The organism is Nostoc sp. LEGE 12447 (assembly GCF_015206985.1).
Taxonomy (GTDB): domain Bacteria; phylum Cyanobacteriota; class Cyanobacteriia; order Cyanobacteriales; family Nostocaceae; genus Nostoc.
Map to the genome: position 1 here is coordinate 95,475 of NZ_JADEXT010000026.1, position 15,386 is coordinate 110,860.

Here is a 15,386-nt window from a genome sequence, read left to right on the forward strand (position 1 = left end):
AGAAAGGGCACCATGACAACTCAAAATGTAACCATTTCAGCCTTGTCTGGGGGCAGTTTTAGCGCCTACCTAGCAGCACCCAGTAGTCAGCCTCGTGCAGGAATTGTGCTGATTCAAGAAATTCTTGGGGTCAATAATACTATGCGACAGATTGCCGATGATTATGCTAAGGCAGGTTATTTCGTGATCGTGCCAGATTTATATTGGCGACTGGAACCCAATGTGCAACTTGATGCTGACGATAAGGATCAGTGGGCTAAAGCCATTGAGCTACTCGGAGCGTTTGATGTGGATAGTGGCGTAGAAGACCTAAAGGCAACCCTGTCTTTTGTGCGGCAATATCCCAGCAGCACAGGCAAGGTCGGCAGTGTGGGCTTTTGTATGGGTGGTAAACTGGCATATTTCATGGCAACACGTACTGATGCGGATGCCAACGTTAGTTACTACGGTGTTGACATTGACAAGAATTTAGCAGAGGCGACAAAGATTCAGAAACCGCTGATATTGCATCTGAGTGGAAATGACGAGTTTGTGTCACCAAGCGCTCAAGCGACCATTCAGCAAGGACTAAAAGATAACCCCCTGGTAACAATCTATCGCTATGAAGGAGTAAGTCACGGGTTTAGTCGCGTGGGTAGTTCCGCTTATCGCAAAGAAGCCGCAGAATTAGCGGGTGATCGCACGTTGGCATTCTTAAAACAGCATTTAGGGTAGCGGGACTTAAATGCGATTGGATGCACAAACATCTGTCAACTTCAACAAATGTGAGGTAAAAGGTGACAAAGGTCTTAATTGTTTACGCAACAGATTACGGCAATACCGAGAAGATGGCAAAAGCGATCGCTTCTGGTGTGACATCAGTTTTAGGTACTGAAGTGGAGGTAAAGTTTGCTGAGGATGTTACTGAAGATGATGTAATCGCCAGTGATGCAGTCATTGTTGGTTCTCCTGTACACATGGGGAGTCCAGATTGGCGCGTAAAAAAATTTATCGATCAGGTTTGTGGTCCTCTTTGGATTAAAGATAGCCTCATTGGGAAGGTGGGTGCTGTCTTTGCGACTGGTGGCGGTTACGGCAATACAGGTGGTGGCGCTGAACTAACCATGCTGGCACTGTTAAATAACTTTGCTGAACTGGGAATGGTGATGGTACCTTTACCCAAAATCACACCAGGATATCCTCTTGGCGGTCTGCAATGGGGCCCCTATGGGCGTTCATCGGGAGAAAATATGGAGCAGACAGGCGTTACTGAACCAAGGCTGGAAGCTGCCAAGTATCATGGTGCGAATGTAGCACGAGTGGCTGCTGCTTTAGCAGGCAAAGAATTGTTTGCCAAGTAAAAAAACTCAGGACTTACGCAACTGTTATATGCGATCGCTTGCCAGTTTATATCTTTTTGCTTGACTTATGACTCATTTTGCCATTGTCTGTCCAGCAGGAACGGGTCACCTTAACCCGATGTTTGCATTAGGCCGTGAACTGAAACGGCGCGGTCATCGCGTTACTTTTATCGAAGTTCTTGATGCCCAAGCTACGACACGAGCAGCGGGATTGGAATTTCAGGCGATCGCAGAATCTGAGTATCCTTTGGGGGCGATGCCAAAACTTTTTGCACGTATCGACAGGGAAGCCTGTATTAGCTCAAGAGGGTATTTTTTCAACACAAAACAGCCGAAAATAACTTTTTTCTTGAACCGTTTCCGTTCACCTAACTGAAACGTGGAAATGGTGTTTGTCTATTTGGTGTTACCGCATATCCAGCAGGCAACCTGTTACCAATTCCACCAGTTTTCAAGTTAATCATGCGAACAACAAAGGCCATTTTAGAGATTTCAACAATCCAGCAGGAATATAGAGGTGACAACAAGGATGATTTTTACATGGAAAAAAGTTCAAAGATTGTTGCTATTGCTACTCGCATTTAGTGTTGTCGTTATGGTATCAATGCATCCAGCATCAGCCATTTTTAAGGAATTACCCCAAGCGTCCGGCTCTAAACCTTCGATCGTTCTTGTTCATGGTACCAATGCCGATGCTACATCCTGGCAACATGTCATTCCGCTTTTACAACAGGATGGCTATACAGTGACCGCTGTGCAAAATCCGCTTACTTCTTTGCCAGACGACATTGCCACAACCAAGCGGGTAATTGATGCCCAGCGGAGACCCGTTGTTGTGGTCGGACACTCCTATGGTGGAAACGTGATCACAGCTGCGGCGGCTGGCAACCCGCAAGTGAAAGCATTGGTTTATATCGCTGGTTTTGCACCAGAACCAGGCGAAACGATTAGCGAGTTAAGTAGCAGATATGCTCCCCCTGCACTCAGCAAAGCACTTGTAGCTGATACAGCAGGGTTTCTCTACATTGATCGTGAGAAGTTTCACGAGGTCTTTGCTAAAGACGTATCGACAGTCGAGGCGCGGGTGATGGCAGCGACGCAGAAGCCACCCGCCAAGGCGGTCTTTGACCAATCAGTGGAAAGCGCAGCTTGGAAGACGATTCCCTCATGGTACCTCGTGGCTCAGGAAGACCAGGCAATTAACCCTGAGCTTGAGCGATTCATGGCAAAGCGAATCGGTGCTAAAACAACTGAGATCAAAGCAAGCCATGTGGCCTTTATTTCTCATCCAAGAAAGGTTGCCAACCTGATTGTTGAAGCAGCAAGCTCTGCTGTGAAATAACGTCAAACGCAAAGGAGATGAAAATGAATACCCAATACTACGACGACATTATTATCGGCGGTGGGAAAGCGGGTAAAACACTAGCACCTGCATTAGTCGCGGACGGACGCAAAACCGCTCTGGTGGAACGCAGCTTAAACATGATTGGTGGCTCGTGCCCTAATATTGCCTGTATTCCCAGCAAAACGATGGTGGCAAGTGCAGAGGTGGCAAATAGTGTGCGAAACAGTGCTGCCTATGGCATCAACACGGCACCGCCCACGGTTGATTTGGCGGCAGTGATTGGGCGCAAACGATCGGTCGTGCAGTCCCTACGACCAATAAATCTTAACAACTTGCACACCGCATTGGGGGACGATCTGATCATTGGCACTGCTCGCTTTGTCGCACCTAAAACAATTGAAGTGGCAACAGATGAAGGAACGACTTGCTTACTCACCGCAGAACGATTGTTTATCAATACAGGCACGCGACCGTTGATTCCATCCGTGCCGGGACTTAAAGAAGCTGGGTTTTTGACCAGTGAGTCGATCATGGAGCTAGAACAGTTGCCGGAGCACCTGATTGTTCTCGGTAGCGGCTATATTGGGTTGGAGTTTGCCCAAATGTTCCGGCGCTTTGGCTCTCGCGTCACCGTAATTGGGCAGAGTGAGCAAATCTTGTCACAGCAAGACCCAGATATTGCGATCGCCGTTCAAACACTCTTAGAACGAGACGGCATTGAATTCTTGCTGAAGGCGAAGGTATTAAGGGTCGTTCGCTCTGGCAATGCAACTAAACTTCTGATTCAAGTTGGCGATCGTGAGATCAGCCTCGAGGGTTCACACTTGTTAATAGCCGTCGGTCGTGCGCCAACCACCGATACCTTAAATCTAGCCGCTGCTGGTGTGGCAACCGATGCACGCGGATTTATTCCAGTCAACGAGCGCCTGGAGACGAACGTACCGAATATCTGGGCGTTAGGCGATATCAATGGGGGACCGCAATATACCCATGTGGCACTGGATGATTATCGGATTGTCAAAGCGAATCTGATTGATGGCGGCAACCGCAGCACGCGCGATCGCTTGGTACCATCCTGTCTTTTCATCGACCCAGAACTGGCTCATATAGGTCTGACCGAAACCGAAGCGCAGCAAAAAGGGTATGCCATTCGAGTGGCGAAGCTGGATGCAAGAGACATTATGCGAGCGGTAACACAAGGTCAAACAGATGGACTGATGAAGGCGATCGTGGATACCGAGACGGGTCGTATTCTCGGTTGTTCACTCTTGTGTCATGAAGCGGGTGAAGTGATTTCGACAGTGCAAATGGTAATGCAAGCTCAGATGCCCTATACCGTTCTGCGCGATGGAATTTTGACTCATCCCACGATGACTGAAGGGTTAAATATGCTGTTTTCAAACGTGTAAGCAGGTGGCTAGCACAGACACCTCACAATTCTTTACACCAACTCTTTCAGCCCTCAACAACCATAGAGACTCATCATCATGAAAAAACTAGAAGGAAAAGTCAGTCTTGTTACTGGTGGCACCAGCGGTATCGGTCTTGCCACTGCCAAGCGTTTTGTCGCCGAAGGTGCCTACGTCTTCATCACGGGTCGTCGCCAAACTGAACTGGATGCCGCTGTGGAAGCGATCGGTAAAAACGTCACAGGTGTTCAAAGTGATGCCTCCAATTTGGCAGACCTCGATCGTCTGTTCGCTACGATTAAGCAAGAGCAAGGACACCTCGATGTGATCTTCGCCAATGCTGGCGGTGGAGGAATCGCCCCACTTGGCGAAATCACCGAAGAACACTTTGACAAAACGTTCAACACGAACGTCAAAGGTTTGTTGTTCACCGTGCAGAAGGCACTGCCTCTATTGCCAGAGGGCGCTTCCATCATTCTGAACGCCTCTACTGCTTCTACCGTGGGTACCCCAGCCTTCAGCGTTTACAGCGCGACCAAAGCCGCTGTGCGATCGTTTGCCCGTAATTGGACACTCGACCTCAAAGAGCGCAAGATTCGGGTTAACGCCATTAGTCCTGGCGTGGTTCCTACTCCTGGCTACAATCTCATGGGATTGAGTGAGGAACAGGTGCAGCAATTTGTCGCAAGCCAGGCTGACACTATCCCCCTTGGGCGGGTGGGTACACCGGACGAAATCGCTAAGGCGGTTGTTTTCCTTGCCTCGGATGATAGCAGCTTTGTGAACGGTATTGAGCTATTTGTCGATGGCGGCATGGCACAAGTTTGAATTTGGTTGCAAAATTACCTGACACAAAACTGCCGCTAGGCATCTTTATCACGGTTGCCGATATCACTCAACTTTATGTGCATGAGCAGTGCAATCCAGAGTTCCAGAGTTACTTTACTGCGCTGTTCAACTTGAAACCTTACCCCAAAGTTGACGTGACTATTTCCAGCGGGAAGTAGGTGAATAGAATTAAATGTAAGGCTTGTGTAGATTGCTTAAGGCATGAAACCTAACTTAAAAAGGAGAGTACTTGCAATGACAATTCATCAAAACGGACTTTTTGTTCAACCGGATCGAGGTCGTTCTTATTACTTTGGTCAAGACCTTTATACCTTCAAAGCAATTGGTGAAGAGACAGGAGAAGCTTATGCGCTTTGTGAGGTAATCGTTGCACCTGGTGGCGGTACGCCTCCCCACCGACACACTAGAGAAAATGAATCATTTTATGTTCAAGATGGAGAGATTGAATTCCAGCTTGACGATCGCATCCTTGTTGCAACGGCTGGAACCTTCCTCCATTCACCCAAAGGTCAGCTTCATCGATTTACTAATACGACCTCTGTACCTGCCAAACTGTTAGTTTGGGTGACACCTGCTGGATTTGAGAAATTTATTGCCGAAGTTGGAAAGGCGGTGAATGGTCAAATTACATCTGCCCCACCATTGAGTCCTGAAGACTTAGATAAAATTCTCACCACTTCACCTAAGTACGGCATTGAGATTATTCCTCCCCCTCCTGGGCAATGACAACACAAGGCACTAGGACTCAACATAAAACCAGGATTTACGCAAAACTTAGTTAGGGACTTCCAAATAAAAAATATCCCAAAACTGAAGCAAAAATTCTCTCTATTTCAGTGAAATACCTATTATTAAGGATAGGGAACACACTTCTCTACGAGACGCTGCGCGTAGCTTGCTTCCACGAAGTGGTACGGCTGCACTCAGTGACCGGGGGAAAAGAGTTTTAGATCTTTGCATAGATATCTCAAAGAATCATTAATCAACCGGACTTGATGTAACAGAGCGCTTTCCAGATTAAATTCATAGGAACAGTTATGAAACTAAAAGAGAAAATTGCACTGGTTACAGGCAGTAGTCAAGGGATAGGACAGGCGATCGCAATTCGTTTAGCACAGGAAGGAGCAAGTATTGTCATCAACTACCGCTTTCATCCTGAAGGGGCAGAAGAAACCTTATCGAAGGTAAAGGCGGCTGGTGGTCAGTGCCATATAGTAGACGGGTTTACAATTCAAGCAGATACAGGTACGGTTGCCGATGTGCAGCGCATGATTGCAGACAGTATTTCCCACTTTGGCAATCTAGATATCTTAGTTAACAATGCAGGCATTGAAAAAAACGCCAACTTTTGGGATGTGACTGAAGCAGATTACGATGCTGTCATGAATGTGAATCTCAAAGGAATATTCTTTGCCGCACAGGCATTTGTGCAACACCGACTAGAAACAAAGCAACCTGGCAAGATTATTAATATTAGTTCCGTACACGAAGAATTACCCTTTCCGCACTTTGCTGCCTACTGTGCTAGCAAAGGTGGCTTGAAAATGCTCACCCGTAATTTAGCTGTGGAACTGGCTCCTCACGGCATTACTGTTAATAATGTTGCACCAGGAGCAATTGAAACTCCCATCAATACTAAACTTTTAAACGATCCACAGAAGTTAGGGGCGCTCCTAAAAAACATTCCCTTGGGACGATTAGGACAACCAGGAGATGTTGCCTCTATGGTGGCATTTCTCGCATCTTCTGAGTCAGATTATGTGACAGGTACGACATTTTTTGTTGACGGGGGATTACTCTGGAATTATCAAGAGCAGTAGAGAGGCAGGGGGGCAGAGAAGCAGAGGAGCAGAGGAGTGAAGTTCAAAGACTCATTAATGGAGTTCAAAGCCTCATTAATGAAGCTCAAAGGCTCATTAATGGAGTTCAAAGCCTCATTAACGGAGTTCAAAGCCTCATTCCCCATACCTATTTTTAATTTTAAATTTTGAATTCGGAGCGAAGCGACATGACTCCAGAAGAAGTAAGATTGCAGCAGGATCAAGAACGTGTTGCCTACTGGAAACGCTGGGGGCCTTATCTGAGCGATCGCCAATGGGGAACGGTGCGGGAAGATTACAGCCACGACGGTTCTGCTTGGGATTATTTTCCTCACGATCATGCCCGCTCGCGTGTTTATCGTTGGGGCGAAGACGGCATTTCAGGTATTTCCGATAGTCGGCAACGTTTGTGTTTTGCGATCGCGCTGTGGAATGGCAACGATCCCATTCTCAAAGAACGATTGTTTGGGCTAACGGGCACAGAAGGTAATCACGGTGAAGATGTTAAAGAATATTACTTTTATCTTGACAATACGCCCACCCACTCTTATATGAAATGCTTGTACAAGTATCCCCAACAAGCATTTCCTTACACGCAACTGGTACAAGAAAATCGACGCAGAAGCAAATTTGAGCCGGAGTTTGAGCTACTTGATACAGGCATCTTTAGCGAGAACCGTTATTTTGATGTTTTTGTCGAGTATGCCAAAGCCGCACCGGAAGATATTTTGATTCAGATTGCGATCGCTAATCGCAGTTCAGAAGTTAGCACACTCCACCTACTGCCAACACTCTGGTTTCGCAATATCTGGGCTTGGAATCCCGAAATTGAGAAACCTTTTATGAAAGTGGTGCGCTCAGATCCCAACTTCAGTTTAATTGAAGCCGAGCATTCTCACCTGGGAACTCGTTGGCTATACTGCCAAGGAGATACAGAACTTCTGTTTACCGACAACGAAACCAATTACGAACGATTATTTGGTTACAGCAATGACTCACCTTATGTCAAAGATGGCATTAATGAGTATGTGGTGAATGGGAAAACAGCAGCCGTCAATTCTCAGCGCATAGGCACAAAGTTTGCTGCTCACTACACATTAACAATCAATCCAGGTGAAACTAAAATTGTGCGCCTGCGGTTGAGCGATGTGCAAACACTGACAGAGCCTTTTGGTGAAGATTTCGACACAATTTTCCAGACACGCATTGCCGAAGCTGATGAATTTTATCACGGCATCTGTCCTTTCCCAACGTCAGAAGATGAGCGCAATATTCAGCGCCAAGCCTTTGCCGGCTTGCTATGGAGCAAGCAGTATTATAACTATGTCGTCCATGACTGGCTTAAGGGCGATCCCCAACAACCGCCACCTCCACCGGAACGACAGGCTGGACGCAACTATGAGTGGATTTCTCTGTTCAGCGAAGATATTCTCTCGATGCCAGACAAGTGGGAATACCCTTGGTTTGCTGCTTGGGATCTAGCATTTCACCTGATTCCCTTAGCTGTCATCGATCCATATTTTGCCAAGTTGCAGCTTGACCGCCTGACACGCGAATGGTATATGCAGCCTAATGGTCAATTACCTGCTTACGAATGGGCATTTGGTGATGTTAATCCACCCGTACAGGCGTGGGCAGCTTTGCGGGTTTATCAAATCGAGCAGAAGTCTTGCGGAAAAGGCGATCGCGCTTTTCTGGAAAAGGTCTTTCACAAGCTGTTGCTGAATTTTACTTGGTGGGTAAATCGCAAAGATGTAGAAGGTAAAAACGTCTTTCAAGGTGGATTTTTGGGGCTGGACAACATAGGAGTATTTGACCGCAGCAAGGAACTACCCACAGGCGGCCATCTCAATCAAGCAGATGGTACAAGCTGGATGGGAATGTACTGTTTAAATATGCTAGCGATCGCCTTGGAACTCGCCAAAGAAGATTCTACCTACGAAGACATTGCCAGCAAATTCTTCGAGCATTTTCTTTACATTGCCGATGCCATTGACGGCATTGGGAATGCAGACATTTCGCTGTGGAATGAAGAAGACGGCTTTTACTACGATGCGCTGCGTTTACCTGATGGACGGCAATTTCCCGTCAAAGTGCGCTCAATGGTAGGGTTAATTCCCCTCTACGCTGTCACAGTGCTGGAATTGGAAACTTTAGAGCGTTTTCCAGGTTTCAAGCGTCGTATGCAATGGTTCATTCGCAATCGTCCAGATTTAAAAGATAATGTCGCCTGCATGGAAACACCGGGGGTAGGTGCAAGAAGGCTATTAGCGATCGCTTACCAGACAAAGTTAAAACGTATTCTGCAACGAATGTTAGACGAGAATGAATTCTTGAGTGATTACGGAATTCGCGCCATCTCAAAGTATCACCTAAAAGATCCTTACATTTTACGTCAAGGCGAACATGATTACTGCGTCCGCTACGAACCCGCCGAATCTACCACAAGTTTGTTTGGCGGTAACTCTAACTGGCGTGGCCCGATTTGGTTCCCGGTAAACTACTTAATTATTGAAGCACTCTGGAAGTTTTATGATTACTTCGGAGATAGCTTGAAGGTGGAATATCCCACAGGTTCCGGGCAAGAAATGACACTAAGAGAAGTAGCGATCGGGCTTTCTCATCGCTTAGTTGCGATCTTTGGGCAGGATAGTGCAGGTCGTCGCCCGGTATATGGCGGTCTGGAAATATTTCAATCCGATCCCCATTGGCGCAACTATATTCTTTTCCATGAATACTTTCATGGAGATAACGGGGCTGGTATTGGAGCCAGTCATCAAACAGGCTGGACAGGATTAGTCGCCGCGCTGATTCTCCAAAATGCTGAACACCGAGCGCAGGAGCAGCAGCATGGAAACATTTAAAAAGCATTTACCAGAATACTTAATGGAAGCAGCAGAACTGGGATTATTTCTAATTGCTGCGGGAATATTTAGTTGTGTGTTTGAGTATCCTGGTTCTCCAATTCATCAAGCAATTTCCAATGGTGATTTGCGTCGGTTTTTAATCGGTGTGGTCATGGGTTTGACGGCAATTACCATTATCTATTCTCCTTGGGGCAAGCAATCCGGCGCACACATGAATCCTGCTGTCACGTTCACGTTCTATCGTCTGGGAAAAGTCAAACGTCAGGATGCTTTTTTTTACATTCTGTTTCAATGTTTGGGTGGATTGCTTGGGATTTATTTGGTGGCACTATTGCTGGGTCAAGTGTTCACTAAAGCGCCTGTGAATTACATCGTCACCGTGCCCGGAAAATCAGGTTGGATTGTGGCTTTATTAGGCGAATTAGTCGTTGCATTTGTAATGATGATGACTGTTTTACTAAGTAGTAACAACCAAAAACTCAATCGGTTTACAGGTCTATTTGCCGGATTTCTGGTAATGCTTTACGTCTTCTTTGAAGCTCCTTTATCCGGCTTTAGCATGAACCCTGCCCGCAGCCTTGCTTCTGCGTTACATGCCCACATTTGGACAGCATTTTGGCTGTATGTAATTGTGCCACCTATGGGGATGTTGCTGGCATCAGGAGTGTATCAATATCTATTTGGCAAACGCGCCATCAAGTGTGCCAAATTGCATCACGCCAATCACAAACGCTGTATTTTTCGCTGTGACTACAATCGTAACGGCAAAATCGATTTGAGCGATCGCCTGCCGATTCCAGGAGAAGAATTATGACAACGAACACTCATTATGATGCGATTATCATCGGCACTGGGGCGGGTGGCGGCACTTTAGCCTATCATCTTGCTTCCAGTGGCAAGAAAATTTTGATTTTGGAACGGGGTAAATTTTTACCGCGAGAAAAGGAAAACTGGAGTGCGCTGGAAGTTTATCAAAAAGAACGATATCACACTCAAGAGCAGTGGTACGACGTAAACCATAAACCTTTCTGTCCAGCAACGAATTACTGGGTTGGTGGTAATACCAAAGTTTATGGTGCAGCTTTGTTGCGATTACGGGAACGTGATTTTGAACAGGTGGAACACAAGGACGGCATTTCACCGGAATGGCCATTGAAATACCGCGATTTTGAAGCGTATTATACTCAAGCAGAGCAGCTTTACGATGTTCACGGTCAAGGGGGAATTGATCCCACCGAGGCAGCTAGGAGTTTACCTTATCCTCATCCTCTGGTACACCATGAACCCCGAATACAGGAACTTGTTAACGGTCTAAGGCAAGCTGGTTTGCATCCTTTCAACCTGCCGTTGGGATTGAAACTTAATGAAGTAGATAAGAGCTTGGGGAATTGTATTCGTTGTAATACCTGCGATGGCTTTCCTTGTTTAACTCAAGGTAAAGCTGATGCTGAAGTTAACTGTATTCAGCACATTCGCCATGATGAAAACATCACTTTACTTACTGAAGCCAAAGTCACACGCTTGCATACAAGTCCCTCTGGTCGAGAAGTCAGCCGCGTAGAGGCTGAAATTAACGGTGAAACTCAATTCTTTACAGGTAATATTGTTGTAGTTGCTTGCGGCGCGATTAACTCGGCAGCATTGTTGTTGCGATCGCACAATGACCAACATCCCAATGGATTGGCAAACAGTTCCGATCAGCTAGGGCGCAACTTGATGAAACATGTTTGCATGGCAATGGTGCAACTAAATACAAAACTCAATCTTTCTGTTTATCAAAAAACGATCGCCATTAGTGATTTTTATTGGGGCGAATCTGATTTTCCCTATCCGATGGGTTTGGTACAAAATACTGGCAACGTGTTAGCAGATATGCTACCCGCCGAGGTTCCCGCACTGTTGGCTCCACTATTAAGGCTGCGACCAGGGGCAGAACTGAAAACAGTTGCCGATCATACAGTTGGCTGGTGGTTGCAAACAGAAGACTTACCCGATCCTGAGAATCGCGTGCGGGTAGCGGAAGATCGTCTTTACTTAGACTATAAACCCAACAACCTAGAAGCAAGCGATCGCCTAGCTAAACGTTGGGTAGGTGTTCTCAAGCAGGTTGATCGGGCAGAACACTGTATTCCATTTAGCCTCTATCCCCGCAACATGATGCCATTGCAATCGGTTGGTCATCAATGTGGTACTTGTGTTTTTGGAGAAGACCCAGAAACCTCCGTACTCGATCTGAATTGCCGTACCCATGATGTGGATAATCTCTATGTTGTCGATGGCAGTTTCTTTCCATCCAGTTCTGCCGTCAATCCTACACTGACCATTATCGCCAATTCATTGCGAGTGGGCGATCGTTTATTAGAGCGCTTGAAATAACAATACCTTTGCCAAAAAAAGAGCATAAAGAAATAGTGCTGATGTAAATGGCACTAAGAAAAACCGAAACACTTGTGGTTGGGGCAATTTGCAAAAGATTTCGTAGAGTACGCAAACCAGGAACTTATTCCACTATTCTAAAAATGCCTACTTCTTTTAGGAAAGTGTGCTTGAAAAGTTTGATATTTCGTTTTTAGTTCTCAATAAGCTTATGCTTTTTAGCATAAATCTTATTAATGGAATAGATTTAGGAATAACTATGTAATATTAAATATCTTGTACAGTTATGCTTTGTGGTAAAGCATCAAATTTATCATTGCTCAATCATTGGGGGCAGATTTTAGGTTTATACCAAGTTACTAATTTGTCACAATCTCCAACAATTTTGCCAACCCATTTTGGGATAGAATTCTCTTTGCACATATAAAACTACTGTAATTCAGCTCAGTGGACAAAAGGATTTATCGAAAACCGTAGGAATCAGTCATAATTCTTTATTGACCAATTAGTTTGAATCGTAGGTATAAGATGAAATTTCCCAAAATCCACTTATCTACTCCCTCGAATCCTAGAACCTCAAAAAATACTTCAACGCTAGCGCCTAAGCTCTCTAGTATTCCACTAGCATTGGCGACAGTGGGACGCAAGTCAACTCAAGAAATCGAGGACAATGCCTTTGCTGACAAACAAATGGAGGCAACCGAACTAAAGCTACAGGCGAAGTTTGGCTCAATTACACCCGAAGGACAGGAGCGCCTAACTGTCTTGCAAGCCAAGATGGACGGATTATTGAATTCTCGGCTAGAACATGCAACTCGATTTGGTCATAATATTGCCAATATTCCACTGAGAAGACCAGATACACCAACACCAATTCAGGCAAAACTGACGATTGGGGAACCTGGGGATAAGTACGAGCAAGAGGCTGACGATACAGCCCGTCAGGTAGTGCAACGGATTCATCAACCACAGAGCGAAAAACTTCAACGCGAGTCATTGCCTGAAGAGGAAGATGAATTACAAATGAAGCCGATGGTGCAGCGTGTTTCAGACGGCGGTATGCCTGCATCACCGGATTTGGAAACATCAATACAACAGGCACGGGGGAGCGGACAACCACTAGCTGACAGTATCAAGTCACCGATGGAGCAAGCGTTTGGGGCTGATTTTAGCGGGGTGAAGGTTCACATGGATACTCAGGCTGACCAGTTAAATCAATCGATACAGGCGAAGGCGTTTACGACCGGGCACGATGTGTTCTTTCGGCAGGGAGAATATCAGCCGGGGAGTCGAGGGGGGCAGGAGTTGTTGGCCCATGAATTGACCCATGTTTTACAGCAGAATAGTGATACTGTGCAGTGCCGGATTATCCAACGGGCAGTAGACACAATGGGTGGTAGTTGGGAAGCTAATAATTACCAATCAGTGTTGGAGAATGGAAATCCCGGCGCAGAAATTGAGCTAGAATTCATGCCTAACAAACTGGTGAACTCTAAAAAAATAGCACTGCTCCAAAAAATAGAAAAAACTCATAATGGCATAAATTTAGATCGGGGATATGCAGACAAAAAGAATAACAATGAAGAATTTTTTGGGAACGCAACAAAAACAGCAGCAAGCCGAACTCAAGGAAACGGTCATTGGGATCGTGGACTCACCTATACCAATCCAGTTTATGGTGCCCCGAATTTGAAACCAGGAGAGCCAGTATCGAAAACACCCAAAAGCAAATTGGACATGAACTCTACGACATCCCCAGACAAGATGTCTAACTATCAGTTAGGCCATCGTTACAGATTGTTTCCAGGTCTGAAATGGAATGAACGGAGCGCAAAACTATATGATAAGCCGAATATGCCAACTGCCAAGATTGGATCTAACATGATATTTGAGACAACAGCTATTTCACTAGAAGGGGCGCAAAAAAATCTTTACTACGGGTCAGTAAAGTGGGGTTGGAATATTAACAGCATTGCTGACTCCAATGGAAAGGTCGCAACTACAGACATTGAACTAGAACCTCTAGCAGTAGTAGAGATGGGAACTCCCTCAGCAGAGATGAAAGATTTGGCTAATACTTGGAATCAAGCAGAGACTTATACACGCGATGCCCCCGAAGGGATACCAAACACTGGTATTCCCACAACAAATCACAGCACAACTCTTACTTTGCAAGAATTACAAGACCCTGCAAGAATTCAGCAAGAGATTAACAATCTTTTAGCCCAACTAAAACTTAATCAGCCAAAAAATGATAAGCAAAACAAACAGTTTGAGTTAAAATTCTTGAAAAAGAAATTGCAGGAACTGAAATGATTTTCTGGCGTTACTGAGTGCGGTATGAATTAATTTAACAGAATAACATTGACCCTCGTGATACGTCTAAAATTGTTTCGATCTCATCATACAAGTATCCTTGATAAACCAGCTTTACTGCCAACGCTCTCCTGACCTCACGCGCATCTGGACGCAGAGCTATAAAATCTTGTAGTTTGGCTCCCGCCTCATATAGGGCGCTCCGCGCAATAGCATCCAGTAACATTCCCTCTGTTGACTGTTCCTGCGATACTTCTATTGTCAGTGTGGTAGTTTGTGAATGCTGACTTATGATTGTTAAGAGTTAGACTTGTATGCCTCTCCGTATTCTCTCTTAGTCTTGTTCAGAAATCAAATAGGAGTCCTATGGCTCTTTACAAAGAACGGATATCCCAGAATACAGGAAGTTATCAACGAATCAGAGACATTTTGTTTATTGTTGTATGGGTGTGGATTGCTTTTTAGGGACAAGAGCCAGCTTGATTTGGCATTAATACAACTCGATCGCTGTACTCCCAAATCAGCCATTCAGGTAATAGTTGCTCAAAACGACCATTTTTTCTTCTCTGTATACAAAGGTGAAAATGAGAAGTTGATTGTGTCTTGGGTTGCGATCGCTGCCATTGAGCAGTGCCAGTAAATTTATATATTCTATTGAGATGAATAACTCATTGCCTGGCTAAAACGATTTATTTACTTTTCCCTGACTTGGCAAAAATCTTTAATTATTTTTTAATATTTCTATTAGGTCATGCCCTCAAACCCTCACAGCCTCTTACTACTCTAGATACAAATTAACTATTCCCTCTCAAGTATCTTTAGGTAGAACTTATAAATTTATAGAATTCGTAGGATTTGAAACGGAAACTTATTTTAGTTGATGTAGTTTCAGAATAAGACTCATATTACCTGTTGAACAATGCCAAGTAGTTATTTCACATCAATAGAAGAAAGAGAAAAAATATTTTGCACAGAACTGGTTAAGTACGGTGTGGAGTATGAAAAAGCGGTTATAGCAGCTAAAATTATAGCTTCTGGGCAAGGGGATGAGCATTTATCACCCT

The 15,386-nt window shown here is 45.1% G+C and carries 13 protein-coding genes and 1 pseudogene; 13 read left to right on the plus strand and 1 reads right to left on the minus strand.

The window, feature by feature from the left end:
- Positions 1-12 precede the first annotated feature (12 nt).
- The 12 genes from IQ274_RS23535 to IQ274_RS23590 all read left to right on the plus strand — a co-directional run bounded on the left by IQ274_RS23535 (position 13) and on the right by IQ274_RS23590 (position 14,322).
- The gene (locus IQ274_RS23535; protein ID WP_194143591.1) at positions 13-714 is read left to right on the plus strand and encodes a dienelactone hydrolase family protein; all 702 of its coding nucleotides are present in this window, start codon (positions 13-15) and stop codon (positions 712-714) included.
- 62 nt (positions 715-776) lie between these two features.
- Complete coding sequence (locus IQ274_RS23540) at positions 777-1,340, plus strand: flavodoxin domain-containing protein (RefSeq protein WP_194143592.1); 564 nt, start codon at positions 777-779, stop codon at positions 1,338-1,340.
- Between the two features lie 67 nt (positions 1,341-1,407).
- Positions 1,408-1,716 (plus strand): glycosyltransferase, encoded by a 309-nt coding sequence (locus IQ274_RS36705; protein WP_194143593.1) that lies wholly within the window; start codon positions 1,408-1,410, stop codon positions 1,714-1,716.
- Positions 1,717-1,869: 153 nt separating this feature from the next.
- On the plus strand, positions 1,870-2,682 hold the full coding sequence (locus IQ274_RS23550) for an alpha/beta fold hydrolase (RefSeq protein WP_194143594.1): 813 nt from the start codon (positions 1,870-1,872) through the stop codon (positions 2,680-2,682).
- A 23-nt stretch (positions 2,683-2,705) separates the two neighbouring features.
- Entirely contained in the window at positions 2,706-4,094 is a 1,389-nt protein-coding gene (locus IQ274_RS23555) for a mercuric reductase (protein ID WP_228058327.1), read from the plus strand.
- 78 nt (positions 4,095-4,172) lie between these two features.
- The gene (locus IQ274_RS23560; RefSeq protein WP_194143596.1) at positions 4,173-4,922 is read left to right on the plus strand and encodes an SDR family oxidoreductase; all 750 of its coding nucleotides are present in this window, start codon (positions 4,173-4,175) and stop codon (positions 4,920-4,922) included.
- Positions 4,923-5,177: 255 nt separating this feature from the next.
- A complete protein-coding gene (locus tag IQ274_RS23565; protein WP_194143597.1) occupies positions 5,178-5,669 on the plus strand; it encodes a cupin domain-containing protein in 492 nt (163 codons plus the stop codon).
- 311 nt (positions 5,670-5,980) lie between these two features.
- Positions 5,981-6,763 (plus strand): glucose 1-dehydrogenase, encoded by a 783-nt coding sequence (locus IQ274_RS23570; RefSeq protein ID WP_194143598.1) that lies wholly within the window; start codon positions 5,981-5,983, stop codon positions 6,761-6,763.
- A 188-nt stretch (positions 6,764-6,951) separates the two neighbouring features.
- Positions 6,952-9,627 (plus strand): MGH1-like glycoside hydrolase domain-containing protein, encoded by a 2,676-nt coding sequence (locus IQ274_RS23575; RefSeq protein WP_194143599.1) that lies wholly within the window; start codon positions 6,952-6,954, stop codon positions 9,625-9,627.
- Positions 9,614-10,444 carry an MIP/aquaporin family protein gene (locus IQ274_RS23580; RefSeq protein WP_194143600.1) on the plus strand — a complete coding sequence of 277 codons (831 nt, stop codon included), beginning with the start codon at positions 9,614-9,616 and terminating at the stop codon, positions 10,442-10,444. Before IQ274_RS23575 ends, IQ274_RS23580 begins: the two co-directional genes overlap by 14 nt.
- Complete coding sequence (locus IQ274_RS23585) at positions 10,441-12,006, plus strand: GMC oxidoreductase (protein ID WP_194143601.1); 1,566 nt, start codon at positions 10,441-10,443, stop codon at positions 12,004-12,006. Before IQ274_RS23580 ends, IQ274_RS23585 begins: the two co-directional genes overlap by 4 nt.
- Before the next feature lie 528 nt (positions 12,007-12,534).
- Positions 12,535-14,322 carry a DUF4157 domain-containing protein gene (locus IQ274_RS23590; RefSeq protein ID WP_228058321.1) on the plus strand — a complete coding sequence of 596 codons (1,788 nt, stop codon included), beginning with the start codon at positions 12,535-12,537 and terminating at the stop codon, positions 14,320-14,322.
- A 46-nt stretch (positions 14,323-14,368) separates the two neighbouring features.
- On the opposite strand, the pseudogene IQ274_RS23595 reads toward IQ274_RS23590, so the two are convergent.
- Positions 14,369-14,617 (minus strand): annotated as a pseudogene (locus tag IQ274_RS23595) (hypothetical protein); the annotation flags it as partial.
- Positions 14,618-14,806: 189 nt separating this feature from the next.
- Here IQ274_RS23595 and IQ274_RS23600 point away from each other — a divergent pair.
- A complete protein-coding gene (locus IQ274_RS23600) occupies positions 14,807-14,962 on the plus strand; it encodes a hypothetical protein (protein ID WP_194143602.1) in 156 nt (51 codons plus the stop codon).
- The last annotated feature ends 424 nt before the right edge of the window (positions 14,963-15,386 follow it).

Excerpts from the sequence above, each read along its gene's own strand:
- IQ274_RS23535 (WP_194143591.1), top strand. The coding sequence starts at position 13 with ATGACAACTCAAAATGTAACCATTTCAGCCTTGTCTGGGGGCAGTTTT.
- IQ274_RS36705 (WP_194143593.1), top strand. The coding sequence starts at position 1,408 with ATGACTCATTTTGCCATTGTCTGTCCAGCAGGAACGGGTCACCTTAAC.
- IQ274_RS23550 (WP_194143594.1), top strand. The coding sequence starts at position 1,870 with ATGATTTTTACATGGAAAAAAGTTCAAAGATTGTTGCTATTGCTACTC.
- IQ274_RS23555 (WP_228058327.1), top strand. The coding sequence starts at position 2,706 with ATGAATACCCAATACTACGACGACATTATTATCGGCGGTGGGAAAGCG.
- IQ274_RS23560 (WP_194143596.1), top strand. The coding sequence starts at position 4,173 with ATGAAAAAACTAGAAGGAAAAGTCAGTCTTGTTACTGGTGGCACCAGC.
- IQ274_RS23565 (WP_194143597.1), top strand. The coding sequence starts at position 5,178 with ATGACAATTCATCAAAACGGACTTTTTGTTCAACCGGATCGAGGTCGT.
- IQ274_RS23570 (WP_194143598.1), top strand. The coding sequence starts at position 5,981 with ATGAAACTAAAAGAGAAAATTGCACTGGTTACAGGCAGTAGTCAAGGG.
- IQ274_RS23575 (WP_194143599.1), top strand. The coding sequence starts at position 6,952 with ATGACTCCAGAAGAAGTAAGATTGCAGCAGGATCAAGAACGTGTTGCC.
- IQ274_RS23580 (WP_194143600.1), top strand. The coding sequence starts at position 9,614 with ATGGAAACATTTAAAAAGCATTTACCAGAATACTTAATGGAAGCAGCA.
- IQ274_RS23585 (WP_194143601.1), top strand. The coding sequence starts at position 10,441 with ATGACAACGAACACTCATTATGATGCGATTATCATCGGCACTGGGGCG.
- IQ274_RS23590 (WP_228058321.1), top strand. The coding sequence starts at position 12,535 with ATGAAATTTCCCAAAATCCACTTATCTACTCCCTCGAATCCTAGAACC.